Below are 15,447 nucleotides of genomic sequence, written 5' to 3'. Positions count from 1 at the left end.
CGGCGGGCGTTTGAAAAAGCGTGTGCGAATGAATTCGCACCTACAGGGCGGCGCTCAGCTTGGCGATCGCGGCACTGAATTCCTGCGCGTATCCGCCTTCGCCGAGCTTGTCCACCACGCCGGCCTTGGCGAGCTTCGCCAGCACGCGTTCATTGGCCTCGCATAGCACCACGCGCACCTCGCGGCCTCGCAGTTCATCCACTGCTTCTTCGAGCGTCTGGATGCCGGTGATGTCGACGAAAGGCACACGCCGCATACGGATCACCAGCGCGCGGGGATCGGTGTGGGTTTGCATTAGGGCGCGTTCGAAATTCTCCACCGCGCCGAAGAACATCGGGCCGTCTATCTCGTAGACCAGCACGTCGGGCGGCAGCGTGGCGAGGCCGTTGTCGGCCAGTTCTTCCTGCAATTCCTCCGCGTCCATCGGCTGGGTGTCGACCACTTCCGACATGCGCCGCAGAAAATGCAGCACCGCCAGGATCACGCCGACATTGACCGCCACCACCAGGTCGACGAACACCGTCAGCAGGAAGGTGATGACGAGGATCACGCGGTCGGCGGTCGGTGCGCGGCGCAGGATGAACGCGACATGTTTCAACTCGCTCATGTTCCACGCCACCACGAACAGGATGGCGGCCAACGCCGCGAGCGGGATGCTGGCGGCGAGCGGCGCCAGGAACAGCAGCACCGCGATGAGCGTCGCGGCATGCACGATGCCGGCCAAGGGGCTCGTCGCGCCGTTGCGGATATTGGTGGCGGTGCGCGCGATGGCGCCGGTCGCGGCAAAGCCGCCGAACATCGGCGCGACGACGTTGGCGATGCCCTGGCCGATCAGTTCCTGGTTGGAATCGTGGCGCGTGCCCGCCATGCCGTCGGCCACCACCGCCGACAACAGCGATTCGATGGCGCCCAGCATGGCGATGGTGAAGGCGGGGCCAATCAAGGTGAGCATTTCCGTGACCGACAGGGCCGGCATGGCGAACTTGGGCAAGCCTTGCGGTATGCCGCCGAAAGCGCTGCCGATGGTGGCGACACCGGGCATCTGCAGGTAGTACTGGGCCAGCGTTGCCACCACCATTGCGATCAGCGGCCCGGGCACGCGCGCCAGCGCCTTGATCCTGGGCGCGAACAGCACCAGCGCGAGACTCGTGAGCGCGAGGCCGAGGGTCGGCACGTGGGCCTGCGGCATCACCGCCACCAGGTGCCAGAGTTTCTCGTGAAAATGCTCGCCCTCGACCGGCGGCAGGCCGAGAAAGTCACGCCATTGACCGACGAAGATGATGACGCCGATGCCGGCCGTGAAGCCGACGATCACCGGCGCGGGAATGAACTTGATCACGCCGCCCATGCGCGCGATGCCCATCAGCATCAGCATCACGCCGGCCATGAGCGTCGCAATCTGCAGACCATCGATGCCGTACTTGGCGGTGATGCCGGACAGGATGGCAATGAAGGCGCCGGTCGGACCGGCAATCTGCACGCGGCTGCCGCCCAGCAGCGACACCAGGCCGCCACCGATGATGGCGGTATACAAACCCTGTTCGGGGCGCGCGCCCGAAGCGATGGCAAAGGCCATCGCCAGCGGCAGCGCCACCACGCCGACGATCACGCCGGCGACAATGTTCGGCAGCCATTGCGCGCGCCCATACAGACCGGCGCGATGGGCTTCCAGCAGCGCGATCAAGGTCTGTCGTCCTTGAGCGCCGCGAGGATGCGCGAGAAGGCGTTCTGGAACGACTTCCAGGTCTTCTCGTCGAACGAAGCCGGGCGCCGCAGCGGCCCGATGGACAACATCTGCAGGGGATTGCCCTGCTGCGCGAACACGATGCTGTTGCCTTCGCGTTTGTCTTCGACCAGCAGGATGGCGTCGTGGAAGGCATTGCGTATGCGATCCACCTGCTGGCGATAGTCACGGGCATCGGCGTGCAGGTTGACGACCGCCAGCCCGTTGTCGGCCAGGGCTGCGTGACAGTCCTCGTAGAAGCGTTGCGAGCTCAGGGCCTTGGGCAGGCCGCGCGCATCGTAGCCGTCGACCAGCAGCACGTTGAAGGACGCCGGACAGTTGCGTACGAAATCAGCGCCGTCGGCTTCGACGATGCTGAAGCGTTCGTCGTCTTCCGGCACTTCGAATTCATCACGCAGGGCGATCACGTAGGGATTGATCTCCGCGATGCGAATCATCGAATCGGGCAGGTGCCGGTAGCAGAACTTGGCGAGCGAACCGCCGCCGAGCCCGATCATGCCGACCTGGGCGGGCGCGGCATCGAACAGCAGGAAGCCCATCATGGCGCGCGTGTATTCGAGATTGAGCGCGCTCGGATCGCGCAGGTCCATGCTGCTCTGCACTTCGTCGGCGACGAAGTGCAGTTGCTTGGTCTTGGCGGTCATGGATACGAAGGGGCGTGCGTGGCGGGGAGGGCTGGCGTCGGCCATGGTGGTCTCTCGGCGGTCCATGAAGTCGGGCGCACGCATGGCGGCGCGGCGCCCGGGGTCGGGCATGTCCGTGATCGAGGGCAAAGAGCATGCCTTCAATTGCACTGTCATATGCATGGTATTATCATGTCATTAACATTCAACTTGCAACGGATATTCCCCTCGATGGCCCTGGAAGAAAGAACCGCTCGTCTGACGGTGCTGATCGATCCCCGCAAGAAAGCCGTGCTGGAGCGGCTGTGCGCCGAGGAAGACACCACGCCCTCGCAGTTGGTGCGGCGCCTGCTGCGCGCCTACATCGAAGAACGCACCGGCGCGCCGTGGGCGCCGGACGCCGCGCAGGCCGAGCCCTCGTCCACGCGTAGCTGAGCCACCGCACGCAGCGCCGAGGCCAGCCGTACAAAAAGAATTTCGAAGGAGACAGAAGGACCCATGAAGACGTTTACCGCCGCCACCGTCAACGCGCCCGCCGGTTTGAAGCACGAAGGGCTCAAGCGCTGGGTGGCCGAGATTGCGACCCTTACCCAGCCCGCGGCCATCCATTGGGCCGATGGTTCGGAGGCTGAATACGATCGCCTGTGTGGCGAAATGGTGGACAGCGGCATGTTCATCAAGCTCAACCCGGCGCTGCGCCCGAATTCCTACCTCGCCTGCTCCGACCCGACCGACGTGGCGCGCGTCGAAGACCGCACCTTCATCTGCTCCAAGCGCCGTGAAGACGCGGGGCCGACCAACAACTGGCAAGACCCGGCGGAGATGACCGCCACCCTGCGCGGCCTGTTCAAGGGCTGCATGGCCGGTCGCACGATGTACGTCGTCCCGTTCTCCATGGGACCGCTCGGCAGCCCCATCGCGCATATCGGCGTCGAGATTTCCGACAGCCCCTATGTCGTCGTCAACATGCGCACCATGACGCGCATGGGCAGCGGCGCGCTCGATGTGCTGGGCAGCGACGGCGATTTCGTGCCTTGCGTGCACTCGGTCGGCGCACCGCTCGCCGACGGCGAAAAGGACAGCCGCTGGCCGTGCAATCGCAGCACCAAGTACATCGTGCATTTCCCCGAGACCCGCGAGATCTGGTCCTACGGCTCGGGCTATGGCGGCAACGCCCTGCTCGGCAAGAAGTGCCTGGCGCTGCGCATCGCCTCGAACATGGCGCGCGACCAGGGCTGGTTGGCCGAGCACATGCTGATCCTGGGCGTCGAGAGTCCGGAGGGTGAGAAGACCTACGTGGCGGCGGCGTTTCCGTCGGCCTGCGGCAAGACTAATTTCGCCATGCTCATTCCCCCGCGCGCCTTCGATGGCTGGAAGATCTCGACGGTCGGCGACGACATCGCCTGGATCAAGCCCGGCAAGGACGGCCGCCTGTACGCCATCAATCCGGAGGCGGGTTTCTTCGGCGTGGCGCCCGGCACCTCGGAGAAGACCAATTTCAACGCGCTGGCGACGCTCAAGGAAAACGTCATCTTCACCAACGTCGCGCTGACCGATGACGGCGACGTGTGGTGGGAAGGCATGACCAAGGAGCCGCCCGCCCATCTCATCGACTGGACCGGCCAGGACTGGACGCCCGACATCGCCAAGGCCACCGGCCGCAAGGCGGCGCATCCCAATTCACGCTTCACCGCGCCGGCGCGTCAGTGCCCGTCGATCGATCCGGACTGGGAGAACCCGGCGGGCGTGCCGATCTCGGCGTTCATTTTCGGCGGACGGCGCGCCACCACCGTGCCCTTGGTCTACGAAGCCTTCAACTGGAATTTCGGCGTGTACATGGCCGCCACGCTCGGCTCGGAAACCACCGCCGCCGCGGTCGGCGAGCAGGGCATCGTGCGTCGCGATCCGTTCGCCATGCTGCCGTTCTGCGGCTATCACATCGGTGATTACTTCAATCACTGGCTGAAGATGGGCCGCGAGATCGCGGTCAAGCCGCGCATCTTCTGCGTCAACTGGTTCCGCATGAACGAACGCGGCGAATTCATGTGGCCGGGCTTCGGCGAGAACATGCGCGTCCTGAAGTGGATGGTCGAGCGAGTGCGCGGTCGTGCCGGCGCCAGGGAAAGCGATCTCGGCTGGATACCGGAGTACGAGGACATCGACTGGGCCGGCAGCGACATCACGCGCGCCGACTACGAGCCCCTGACGGCGGTCGATGCCGCCGCCTGGCACGCGGAACTCGAACAGCATGCCGACTGGTTCGCGAGCATGGGCGGCAACGTGCCGCGCCAGCTCACGCTGAAACGCGAACTGCTGGGCCTGCGCCTCGGGCGCGACTGACGGTCCTTGCCGCGCGCGGCGCACAGCGCGCCGCGCCGGCAACGATGTTCAGACCAGGGGAGAGTTCGGCGCCATGCCGAGACGATGGCGCCCGTACAATTCAAAGGCGACGTCGCGCTCGATGAAGGCGTGTGTCGCCAGCATGTTCAGATCGCGAAAAAAGCGCTGCAATGGCGCGGCCGTGCTGAAGGACTTGCTGCCGGCGCGCGACATCAGCGTGTTCACGCCTTCACGACACAGGTCGGCGATGTAGCCGGCGCGCAGTTTCAGTTCGAGCCGCGTGTCCAGCGTGAACTGCCGCTGGCGCATGCAGGCCTCGGTCATCGCCACCAGTCCTTCGAGCAAGGTGCCCGCGGCCGTGGTGCGCGCATGGGCTTCACCGAGCTGGATGTGCACGGCCTGCTTGTGCGCCAGCGCATCGCCGCCCCAGGTCACCACCTTGTTCTCGACGTGGGATTGGTAGGCGGCGGTGGCGCCGTCCAGGCCGCCGCAATAGACCCCCATCACTTCGCAATAGATGAAGGGCAGCAGCGGCACAGCGTACAGCGGGTTGTCGTGGATGGAGTCGGTGCCGTTGAATAATTGATCCATCGGCAGCGTTCGATGCGCGGGCACGAACACCTTGTCGATGATGACGTCGTTGCTGCCGGTGCCGGCCATGCCGCTCATGTGCCACACGTCGACCACTTCCACGTCTTGCCGCGGCACCACGAAGGCGCGCGCGTCGTCGCCGCCGGCCTTCGCGATCATCACCCAGTCGGCATGCATGATGCCGGAGCTGAAACTCTGCCGACCGCTGATCTCGTAGCCGCCACTGACCGGCGTGATGCTCACCCCGGGCGAGGGTTGGATGGGGATGAGACCAAAAGGCCGCTCGGCCCACACTTCGCGCTGCACCTCGAGGGGAAACTTGGTCAGCATCCAGTTGTGGCCCAAGTAGAAGGCCGTGACCCAGCCGGTCGAGAGGCAGGCGCTGCTGACGGCGCGCGCGATGCGTGACAGCGCGTCGAGACCCAGCTCATGGCCGCCGAAGCGCTTCGGCACCAGCGTCTGCATGATGCCGCAGTCGATGAGCGCGGCGATCGAATCGTCATGCGGACGACGCTGCGCCTCGGTGCTGGCCGCGCGCGCGGCGATGCCGGGCAGCGCGTCACCGACGCGCTCGAGCAGTTGCTGTTGGGTGACGGACATGGGGCGGCCTCCGCGGATGGATGGGGCGTCGGGGTGGCGCTCAGGCCTGGCGGGCAAGCGCCGCCGGCACGCCGCTCGCGGCGGCCTGTTCCTCGGCCAGCAGCTTGTCCAGCACCCACAGCATCTTGATCGGACCGGCATCGTTGGCGATGTTGAGGCGCGGCGCGTCGGGCTGCTCCTTGTAGCGGACGTGCTGCGCTTCCAGCATCACGCGGTCTTCGTCGAAGGCGATGTCGAGCGTGCTGCCGAGCAGATCGGACAGGCCCGGTATCTCGGTCTCACGGCTCGCGCCCCACGAGTAGTAGTAATCCACCGAGTCGTCGTCGCAGGGCGTGACCGCCTGGCAGGTCCAGCTGTCGACCAGCAGTTGCCCATCGGAATCGCCCTCGGTGACAGTGCCGGCCGTGTAGGCGCGAAAGCGCATTATCCAGTTGCACGGCACGCTGTGCTGGATCTCGAGCAGGATGTCGAGCAGCGTACCGGGCGGAAACATGTGCACCACCGCACCGGTAGGCGCTACTGAACGCACCCAGGTGCGGGTGTTGACGCCGCGCGCGGTGATGTCGTGACGCGACTTCATCTCGCTGTACTTGCGATCGCCGCCGACGGTCTGCGGATGGACCCAGGCGATGTGGCTCAAGTCGGCGAGGTTCTCGATCTCGCGCCGGTAGTTGGTCTTGACGTGCATCTGTGAAGTGCGGATGTGCCAGTTCGGATCGCCCGGCCCGACCGAAAAACAGATCAGCGCGGGATCGGCCTTGGCCGGCTCGCCCATCCATACCCACACCCAGTTGTCCTTCTCGACCACCGGGTAGGCGCGCACGCAGGTGCCCGGCGGGATCGTCGACTGGCCGGGGATCTCGTCGCACACGCCGTCGCTGTCGAACTTGAGACCGTGGTACATGCAGCGCAGGCCCGCGCCTTCCTTGCGCCCGAGCGACAGCGCGGCGTAGCGATGCGGACAGCGGTCTTCCAGCGCCACCATGCCGCCGTCGGGCTTGCGGTACAGGACCACGCGCTCGTTGGCTATCTTGCGCGCGATGATGGCGCTGCGACCCTGGTGGAATTCGTAATCCCAGCCCGCGCAGTACCAGGCGTTCTTGAGAAACACTTCGGCCATCATCGACTCCCCTCGAATGACTGTTCGACAATTTGCGGCAAACACGCGTAGCGATATTACGGGCATTCACGGCCGCGCGCCTATGGCCCGGATACGCGCCGGCTACGTGCTGGCAGGGCGCGCCTGACACGGTATATTGAGCAGCCAACGGCGCGCCGCGTTTCGCGCGCGCCGTGCGCTGTCCCCGTTCGCAACCGGAGCCCCGCCATGTCCGCCGCCGCCGCCACTTACGCCTTCGATCAAAGCAATATCCGCTGGTTTCCCTTGGGCGAATTCAAACACCTCGAACTCGCCATGCTGGCGGTCGACCGACGCAACAAGATTGTCGACTTCATGGTCAAGTTCCACGCCAACGGCGTGATCTTCAATCATCGCCACCTGGCCGAGACGCGCATCTTCGTCGTGCAGGGCGAGCATCGCATCTACGAACTCGATGGCAGCCTCAAGGAAGTGCGCAAGACCGGCAGTTACACCATCGGCGCGCCGGGCGGCGTGCACAGCGAAGGCGCGGGCGATGTCGATTGCATCGTCACCTACAACATCCGCGGCAACGGCAGCGATGAGATGTTCGACGTGCTGGACGACGCTGGCAACAACGCCGGCAAGATAGGCTTCGAGGATTTCGCGGCCTTGTACGACGCACAGCACGCGCCCGCCTGAACGCCTTGTTCATGTCGCGCGCCGCGCGGCTGAGGCGACGGCAATGCGCGCACCATCGAGCCGCCGCGGCGCGGCGCTCGATGGTGTAAGCGTTCGTCAGTGCATGGGCACCAAGCGCAAGGCCGTGCGGCCGGCGAGCTTGACGGCCAGCGACGCGCGGCCCTCGGCATCGGCCGTCACACTCGCGCCTTCCATGCCTTCCACCGCGTAGCGCTGGCCGGCGCGCAGGCGCTCGAAGCCCAGGGTCTGCTCGCCGCCGGCCTTGCCGGGATACAACACCAGTTCCAGGTCGTCGCCATGGCTGAAGGCCTTGGCCACCAGCACCTCGGGATAGCGCGCCTCGCTGAGCAAAGGGCCGGTGAACACGCTGGCCGGCGGGCCGACCACGAAGCTGTTGTGATAGTCGCCGGTGCGCATGATGCGCGCCTCCAGCGCCCACAGGGTCGCGAGTCCTGAACCGCGTTCGTAGTACAGGCTGCCGTTGTCCAGCGCCGGGCCGCAGTCGAGTTCCATCGAACGGATTGCCGCTTCCGCCAGTTCGTCGTCGCCGAATTCACGGCTGGCCATGCCGATGGCGGCATACGCGAACAACATGCCGCGACGGTAATTGCCGACATCGATGGTGTCGACGAAGCTCAGCGCTTCGCGCGGGAAGGTGAGACGCTGGCCGCCTTGGCCGTCAGGTGCGAGACACAACGCAAGCTCCTTGCGTCCCACCGCCCACAGCCGCCGGCCGAGGCTGGTCGAGAAGATGTTGGCGAAATGCGCGACGCCTGCTTCGCCGGCGAACAGCGGCAGTTCGTGGCCGGTGAGGTAGGAGCGCAGGCCGATGATGGTGCCCTTGGCGTCGGTGAACTCGGTGCGCAGGGCGTCCATCCAGCGCGGCAGGATGTTGGCGCAATAGTGGGTGCCGAACAGGCGGTCGTGACTCGCGAGCGCCGACATGCCGTACATGTTGCACACCGGGTAGACCCAGTTCGGCTCGCAGGCGAACAGGCAGAAATCCGAGCGCGCATGATTCATGCGTATGGAATCGACCAGCGTGTGAGCGTCGTGCGCGTAGGCGGTTTGGTCGTTGAGCCGGAACGTCAGGCTGCCGGGCTCGGCATAGCGACGATCGCCGCTCGCCAGCATGTATTGATTGACCTGCATGCCGTAGTAGCCGGTCAACATGATGTTGTCCTTGGCCGCTGGATCGAAATTGCTGAAATTCAGATGCCCCCACATCGACTCCAGCACCCAGTAGTCCCACACCCGCTTCACGCGGTAGGTATCGATGAGGTTGCGCTGCGCCTGGGACAGGTAGCCGTGGAAACTCGGCGTGTAATGGCATTGCACCATGCCGAGCGCGTAGCCGAGATGGTTGATCTGGTAGCGCAGCGCGGCCGGCTGGAATTGATCGATGATGGTATAGCCCTTGAATTCTCCGACCGGCTGCAGCGCGCGATCGAACGCATAGCGCACCGCTTCGAGATCGCGCTCGCTGAGTTCGCGTGTGCCGGCCGCCGGTTCGCGCGCGGCGCTGACGGTGACCTCGGCCAGCGACTCGCCGAAGAAACCCTGGCGAGCCTTCAGGCGTTCTTCATCGGCGGCGCGCCGGCGATGAACGCTGCGCTGACGAAAGTAATGGAGGGCGGCGATGGTGGCCAGGGTGGCTGGCAGGCCGAGCGACGACACTGATTCTCCGGCCAAGGCGCCGGCCATCAACGCCGAACCGAGCCACACGGCGATGGGTGCCACTACCATGCCGTTCCAGAACCAGGTCACGAAGGCCAAGTACAACAGGCCAAGGGTCAGCGCCAGGGCCAACACACCGCCAATACCGAGCGCCGCGACGAAGCCGCCGCCCGGCACCATGAGCCCCAAGCCAAAGGCCCGCCACGCGGCGCTCGCGCCGAGCAGGGTCGGCAGCAGGCCGAGTGCGCAGATCGCGATGTAGACGACGAGATTGCGACGATGGCGCGCGGCCGTCACCGGTCCCTGGTTGGTGGGGCGAAACAGCGTGCTGTCGCCCATGACTTCGTGATCCAGCGTTGACATCGCCTACCCCCTGTCCCGGAATTATCGTGCTGTGCCGCGCATACGGTGTGCGCGGGGTTCCGCGAGAGTCTAAATCACGGCCAAGGGAGCGGCCAGCCGCGGCAGCGCGATGCGCGGCATCGATGATCAACGTTTCAACGACGTGCTCGAGCGCTTGGCATCCGCGCCCCAGGCGTTGGCTTTGTCCACCACGAAATCGATCAGCGTGCGTGTCGCCAGGGTCTGGTAACGGCCGGGCATGCGCAACAGGAAGATGCGCGTGCCGAAAATGCTCAGGCGCCAGTCATCGAGCGCGGTGACCACGCGACCTTCCACGATGTCGCTCGCGACCACGTAATCGGGCATCAGGCCAAGACCCACACCGGCCAGCATCGCTTCGCGCAGGAAGCGAAAATTTTCCGAGGTCAGCGTCGGGCGCAGCGCCACTTCGCGCCGCGTGTCGTCTCGATAGGCCGACACCCGCAGTTCACGGCCCGCCACGTCGGACGTCACCAGCGGCAGACGTTCGAGGTCTTCGAGGCAGCTCGGCATGGCGTGACTCGCGGCATAGTCGCTGGCGGCGCACAGCACGTAACGTACGCGCGTCAGCTCCGTCGCGACCAGCGACGGCGGTGGTTCACTCATGACGCGAATGGCGAGATCCACTTCCTCTTTCAACAGGTCGTCCACGCGGTTTTCAAACAAGAGTTCGAGACTGATGTCGGGGTAGCGCCGCTTGAAGTCGATGAGCCATGCGCTCATGACCATTTCGCCGAAACCCGTGGGCAGGCTCACGCGCACGGCGCCCGACAGGCCACGCCCGAGCAGGTCGACGGACTCCTGGGCCGCCTGCACTTCGTGGCGGATGGCGCGACCGTGCTGGTAGAGACGCAGCCCGATCTCGGTCGGCTCTATACGCCGGGTGGTGCGGCGGATGAGCTGCGTGCCGAGCGTGCGCTCCAGCTGCTTGAGGCGGTAGCTGACGTTGGCGCGGCTGGTCTTGAGTTTGCGCGCGGCCAGGCTGAGGTTGCCGGCATCGACGATGTCGACCAGCAGGATCAGGGCTTGGGCATCCATGACAGGCTCTTTGTCAAAATATATTTGACAAATTGTCAATCGAGTTGGTGATTGTCAAGCCGGATGCCGGCGCCGAACATGCGCGCTTTTGCGCACGGAGCAAGAACCATGGCACTCGACGTCGAAACCTTCACCCTCCTCAAGGCCAGCGTGCAGCGCTTCGTCGCCGAGCGCCTGGTGCCGGCCGAGAACGCGGTGGAGGAACAGGACGAGGTGCCGGCGGACATCCTCGCCGACATGAAGGACCTCGGACTGTTCGGACTGTCCATCCCCGAGCAGTACGGCGGCATCGGCCTGTCCATGAGCCAGGAATGCGAGGTGGCGTTCGAACTCGGCCAAACCGCGCTGGCCTTCCGTTCAGCGGCCGGCACCAACATCGGCATCGGCTCGCAGGGCATCCTCATGGATGGCACGGAGGAGCAGAAGGCGGCCTACCTGCCGCGCATCGCCAGCGGCGAACTGGTGGTGTCCTTTGCCCTGACCGAGCCCGACGCCGGTTCCGACGCTGCTTCGATCAAGACCCGCGCGCTCGCCGATGGCGACGCCTACGTCATCTCGGGCACCAAGCGCTACATCACCAACGCACCGCGCGCCGGTGCGTTCACCCTGATGGCGCGCACCGGCGGCGCGGGCGCGGGCGGTATCTCAGCCTTCATCGTGCCGGCGGACTCACCGGGCCTCACGCTCGGCAAGCCCGACCGGAAGATGGGCCAGCGCGGCACCAAGACCTGCGACGTGTACCTGGACAACGTGCGCGTGCCGGCCGCCAACATCATCGGCGGCGAGCCCGGCAAGGGCTTCAAGACCGCGATGAAGGTGCTCGACCGCGGACGCCTGCATATCTCGGCCATCGCCTGCGGCATGGCGCGGCGCATCCTGAACGAGTGCATCGACTATGCGCGCACGCGCAAGCAGTTCGGCCAACGCATCGGCGATTTCCAGCTGATCCAGGCCATGCTGGCCGACAGCCAGGCGGAGATGCTGGCCGCTTGGTCATTGGTGCAGGCCACGGCGCGCCGCTACGATGCCAAGGCGCCGGGCGCCGCCGATGCCGAGGTCAGCATGCAGGCCGCGTGCACCAAGATGTTCAGCACCGAGATGGTCGGGCGCGTGGCGGATCGCGGTGTGCAGATCCATGGCGGCGCCGGCTACATCAGCGAGTACAAGGTCGAACGCTTCTACCGCGATGTGCGCCTGTTGCGCCTGTATGAAGGCACGACGCAGATCCAGCAACTGGTCATCGGTCGGCACCTGATGCGCGACGCGTGATGGATTCGACCCCCGCTCCGGTCGCGCGGCCAGCGCCATCGTGAATCGTTGTCCGCCGGCACTACTTTCTAAGCGTGTCGCGGCGCGTTAGCTTTACATCAATGCATTGCTCGATGCGCGCTCGACGCACGGCGGCGATGCGCGAGACCGACATTCCGTCATCGATTGATTTATGGAGATTCAACGCATGCAACTCAGCCCAGGTTGCCTTTCCGGTACGGTCGTCATCGATGCCTCGCGCGTGCTTGCCGGCCCCTTCTCGGGACAATTGCTCGGCGATCACGGCGCCGAGGTGATCAAGGTCGAGTCCTTCGACGGCGATGACACGCGCGGTTACGGGCCGCCCTTCGTCGACGGCGTGGCGCCCTATTTCCTGGGCTTGAATCGCAACAAGCAGGATCTCGCGCTGGACCTGTCGCGCGCCGAGGGCATCGCCGTGCTGTTTGCGCTGCTCGAGAAAGCCGATGTCTTCATCGAGAATTTCAAGATGAGCACCTGGCGTAAGTGGGGTATCGATAATCTCGATGAACTGACGACCCGCTTCCCGCGCCTCGTGCACTGCCGGATCTCGGGCTTTGGCGAAAGCGGCGAGTTCGGTGGCCTGCCGGGCTACGATGCCGCGCTGCAGGCGATGTCCGGCATCATGAGTGTCAATGGCGAGCCGGAGGGTGAAGCGACGCGCGTCGGCATGCCGCTGGTCGACACCGCGACCGGCATGTATGCCGCGCTCGGCATCGCGCTGGCGCTGCTCGAACGCCAGCGCTCGGGCAAGGGCCAGCGTCTGGAGGCGACGCTGTACGACACCGCCATCGCCTTGCTCCATCCACACGTTTCCAATGTCGTGCACGGCGGTCGCGCCGCGCGCACCGGCAACGGCCACCCCAACATCGTTCCCTATGACTTGTTTCCGACCGGCACCGTGCCCTTGTTCCTGGCGGTCGGCAACGACCGGCAGTTCGGCATCCTGTGCGCGGAACTCGGCGCGCCGACGCTGTGCGAAGACCCGCGCTATGGCAAGAATCGCGACCGCGTGATCCATCGAGACTCGCTGCGCCCGCGCCTGGTGGAACTGTTGGCGACACTCGACGGCATGCAGCTTTTCGAGCGCCTGATGAGCATCGGTGTGCCGTGCGCGCCGGTGCTGACGGTGGAGCAGGCGCTGGCGCTGGATCACACCCGCGATCGCGAGATGTGCGTGGAGTTCGAGGGTTATCGGGGCCCCGGCATCGCGGTCAAGCTGAGCCGCACGCCGGGTTCGGTGCGTCTCGCGCCGCCGCGCATCGGCGAGCACAGCGAGGCGGTGCTGACGCGCTTCGGCTATACAGCGCAAGGCATCGCGGGATTGTTCGAGAGCGGGGTGGTGCGTTAGGCGCGGCCGCGGATCACGCGGCGTCTGTCGCGCAATGCGCGCGACAGACGCGAGGCCGTTATTGCTTGACGATGGAGACCGAACTGCTGGCGCTGTTGCCAGCCGTATCCACGGCCGTCACGTTGACGGTATGGGTGCTGCCGCTGGCCGCCTTGCGCAGATTCCATGTGCAGGAGGCGCTGGTGGTGCCGGTGCACAGCAACTTGCCATCACCGAACACGCTCAGCTGCTTGACCGCGACGTTGTCGGTGGCCGATGCCGCGATGCTCGCGGTGGTGCTGATCTTTTGCCCGAGCGTCGGTGTGCTGATCTTGACCACCGGCAACACGGTGTCCGGCGGCGCGTTGTTCACCGTCACCGAGGTGGTGCCGGTGGAGACGCTGTTGCCCAGTGTGTCGGTCGCCGTTGCGCTGAGACCGTAGCCGCCGTCAGCGTGTTTGGTGGTGTCCCACGAGAACGTATAGGCGTTGTTGACGGCCGTGGCGGACGATGCAATCTGCGCGCCGTTGACCAGCAGGTTGACCGACTTCACGCCCGAAGCGTCGGTGGCGCTGACCGTGACCGTGGCGAGACCGCTGAGCTTGCTGCCGCCGAGCGGCGAGACGATGGCGGTGAGTGGCGCGTCGCTGTCGAGCGCTTGGTAGGTCACGGCTTTTTGCACCGCCGCCAGTTCATTGACGCGGCCATGGCCGAAGTTCGCGTCCCAGCCGGCGGCACCGAGATCGACCGCGGTGGAGGAGATCACCGCCAACACGTCGTTGGGTTTCAGCAAGGGATTGGCCGACATCACCATCGCCGCCACGCCCGCCACGTTCGGTGTCGAGAACGAGGTGCCTTGCACGGTGCTGTAGGTACCGCTGCGGTTGGTGGTGTAGATTGCGGTGCCGGGGGCGGCGATGTCGACGAACTTGCCGAAGCTCGAGAAGCTGGCCTTGGCGTCGAGTTTGTCGGTGGCCGCCGCCACGTAGAGATAGCTGCTGTTGGCGTAGCCGTAATCGGTGTTGTTGTTGCCGGCGGCAACCACCACCACGCCATTCTTGCTCATCATGTAGCTGGCGGCGCTGGCCACCGCCGACGAACCGGCCGCGCCGCTGTAGCTCAGGTTCGCCACCCGCGCGCCGTGATCGGCGGCCCAGGTGATGCCAGCCGCCATGTCGCTGAAGTAAGCGTAACCATCGCTGCGGTCGGTGATGCGGATCGGCATGACCTGCGTGCCCGGCGCGGTCGACGCGCCGCCGATACCGTTGTTGGCGGTCTCGGTGATGACGCCGGTGACCCAGGTGCCATGGCCGACCACGTCACTGGTGTCCAGCGGGTTGACGGTGCCGGCGACCACGTTGCGCCCGACCACCACCTTGCCGAGCAGGTCGGGATGATTGGCGTACACGCCCGAGTCGAGCACCGCGACGGTGATGCCCGTGCCCAGCGTGATGTCCCACGCCGACGGCGCGCCCATCTTGGCGAGATGCCATTGCGATGCCAGGGCCGGGTCGTTCGATGTCGCGCTCGGCGCGACGAGTTGGTCGAGCTCCGCGAATTCGATGTTGCGATTGTTCTTGAGCGCGGCGATCGCGGCCTTTTCGCCGCCGTTGCTCACCTGCACGACCGTCACGCCCAGGCCTTTCAACTTGCGCGGGCCATGACCATTGGCGCGTTGGAGGATGTCGGCGAAATGCGTGTCGCTCAAACCGGCGGCGGGCTTGACCAGAATGCGGCCGGCCGCGAACGGCGGCGGCGCAGCCTGCACCGATGAACTTGCAACCAATGCCAACGCACCTAGCGCCGTCCATTGCCGCGCGTGGAAAACTCTTGAGGCCATGCTCGCTACCTTTCCTCGGGAAAATCAGTGCGAGTGCTAGCGGCCCGCGCTGCCCCGGCTATACACAAAAATTTGCAATGTTGGTTGACTTGAGATGGCCGTCACGACATTCACGCTTGGCGTCAAACGCGATGCGGACTAGGTCACAAGATACTCCGCGCGACACGTTTGAATGGCGAGCGGATTCCCCCGCCGGGCATTGTCAATTGATGTGAA

Annotated in this window: 12 protein-coding genes; 5 read left to right on the top strand and 7 right to left on the bottom strand. The window is 65.4% G+C overall.

The features are described 5' to 3' along the window. Window positions 1-40 precede the first annotated feature (40 nt). Window positions 41-1,684, bottom strand: coding sequence for a sulfate permease (sulP, locus tag IPM80_15250; GenBank protein MBK8959735.1), 1,644 nt, complete (start codon window positions 1,682-1,684; stop codon window positions 41-43). Beyond that, window positions 1,681-2,433 (bottom strand): transferase, encoded by a 753-nt coding sequence (locus tag IPM80_15245; GenBank protein ID MBK8959734.1) that lies wholly within the window; start codon window positions 2,431-2,433, stop codon window positions 1,681-1,683. The genes sulP and IPM80_15245 overlap by 4 nt, the downstream gene beginning before the upstream one ends. A 165-nt stretch (window positions 2,434-2,598) precedes the next feature. Here IPM80_15245 and IPM80_15240 point away from each other — a divergent pair, with 165 nt between their 5' ends. After that, window positions 2,599-2,802, top strand: a complete 204-nt coding sequence (locus tag IPM80_15240) for a CopG family transcriptional regulator (protein ID MBK8959733.1) — start codon at window positions 2,599-2,601, stop codon at window positions 2,800-2,802. 63 nt (window positions 2,803-2,865) lie between these two features. Then, window positions 2,866-4,707, top strand: coding sequence for a phosphoenolpyruvate carboxykinase (GTP) (locus tag IPM80_15235; protein MBK8959732.1), 1,842 nt, complete (start codon window positions 2,866-2,868; stop codon window positions 4,705-4,707). 48 nt (window positions 4,708-4,755) lie between these two features. Here the strand turns inward: IPM80_15235 and IPM80_15230 are convergent, their stop codons facing one another. Then, window positions 4,756-5,898: a hydroxylase gene (locus tag IPM80_15230; protein MBK8959731.1), complete on the bottom strand. Its 1,143-nt coding sequence runs from the start codon at window positions 5,896-5,898 to the stop codon at window positions 4,756-4,758. Window positions 5,899-5,938: 40 nt separating this feature from the next. Next, a complete protein-coding gene (locus IPM80_15225; protein ID MBK8959730.1) occupies window positions 5,939-7,009 on the bottom strand; it encodes a Rieske 2Fe-2S domain-containing protein in 1,071 nt (356 codons plus the stop codon). Between the two features lie 216 nt (window positions 7,010-7,225). Between IPM80_15225 and IPM80_15220 the strand changes: the two genes are divergently transcribed. Further along, window positions 7,226-7,678, top strand: a complete 453-nt coding sequence (locus IPM80_15220) for a regulator (protein ID MBK8959729.1) — start codon at window positions 7,226-7,228, stop codon at window positions 7,676-7,678. 96 nt (window positions 7,679-7,774) lie between these two features. Here the strand turns inward: IPM80_15220 and IPM80_15215 are convergent, their stop codons facing one another. Both IPM80_15215 and IPM80_15210 read right to left on the bottom strand, forming a co-directional pair. Then, on the bottom strand, window positions 7,775-9,718 hold the full coding sequence (locus tag IPM80_15215; GenBank protein MBK8959728.1) for a hypothetical protein: 1,944 nt from the start codon (window positions 9,716-9,718) through the stop codon (window positions 7,775-7,777). 126 nt (window positions 9,719-9,844) lie between these two features. Next, on the bottom strand, window positions 9,845-10,774 hold the full coding sequence (locus IPM80_15210) for a LysR family transcriptional regulator (protein ID MBK8959727.1): 930 nt from the start codon (window positions 10,772-10,774) through the stop codon (window positions 9,845-9,847). Between the two features lie 108 nt (window positions 10,775-10,882). Between IPM80_15210 and IPM80_15205 the strand changes: the two genes are divergently transcribed. Further along, window positions 10,883-12,043, top strand: coding sequence for an acyl-CoA dehydrogenase family protein (locus IPM80_15205; GenBank protein ID MBK8959726.1), 1,161 nt, complete (start codon window positions 10,883-10,885; stop codon window positions 12,041-12,043). A gap of 187 nt (window positions 12,044-12,230) precedes the next feature. Further along, window positions 12,231-13,412 (top strand): CoA transferase, encoded by a 1,182-nt coding sequence (locus tag IPM80_15200; protein MBK8959725.1) that lies wholly within the window; start codon window positions 12,231-12,233, stop codon window positions 13,410-13,412. A gap of 58 nt (window positions 13,413-13,470) precedes the next feature. Here the strand turns inward: IPM80_15200 and IPM80_15195 are convergent, their stop codons facing one another. Further along, the gene (locus IPM80_15195) at window positions 13,471-15,231 is read right to left on the bottom strand and encodes a S8 family serine peptidase (GenBank protein ID MBK8959724.1); all 1,761 of its coding nucleotides are present in this window, start codon (window positions 15,229-15,231) and stop codon (window positions 13,471-13,473) included. Window positions 15,232-15,447: the final 216 nt, after the last annotated feature.

The organism is Pseudomonadota bacterium (assembly GCA_016719885.1).
Lineage (GTDB): Bacteria > Pseudomonadota > Gammaproteobacteria.
The sequence above is the reverse complement of the archived record's forward strand: the minus strand, read 5'-3'. Positions and strand labels throughout refer to the sequence as shown.

Coding starts and splice junctions, on each gene's coding strand:
- IPM80_15245 (MBK8959734.1), bottom strand. CDS start 2,433: ATGGCCGACGCCAGCCCTCCCCGCCACGCACGCCCCTTCGTATCCATG.
- IPM80_15240 (MBK8959733.1), top strand. CDS start 2,599: ATGGCCCTGGAAGAAAGAACCGCTCGTCTGACGGTGCTGATCGATCCC.
- IPM80_15235 (MBK8959732.1), top strand. CDS start 2,866: ATGAAGACGTTTACCGCCGCCACCGTCAACGCGCCCGCCGGTTTGAAG.
- IPM80_15230 (MBK8959731.1), bottom strand. CDS start 5,898: ATGTCCGTCACCCAACAGCAACTGCTCGAGCGCGTCGGTGACGCGCTG.
- IPM80_15220 (MBK8959729.1), top strand. CDS start 7,226: ATGTCCGCCGCCGCCGCCACTTACGCCTTCGATCAAAGCAATATCCGC.
- IPM80_15215 (MBK8959728.1), bottom strand. CDS start 9,718: ATGTCAACGCTGGATCACGAAGTCATGGGCGACAGCACGCTGTTTCGC.
- IPM80_15210 (MBK8959727.1), bottom strand. CDS start 10,774: ATGGATGCCCAAGCCCTGATCCTGCTGGTCGACATCGTCGATGCCGGC.
- IPM80_15205 (MBK8959726.1), top strand. CDS start 10,883: ATGGCACTCGACGTCGAAACCTTCACCCTCCTCAAGGCCAGCGTGCAG.
- IPM80_15200 (MBK8959725.1), top strand. CDS start 12,231: ATGCAACTCAGCCCAGGTTGCCTTTCCGGTACGGTCGTCATCGATGCC.
- IPM80_15195 (MBK8959724.1), bottom strand. CDS start 15,231: ATGGCCTCAAGAGTTTTCCACGCGCGGCAATGGACGGCGCTAGGTGCG.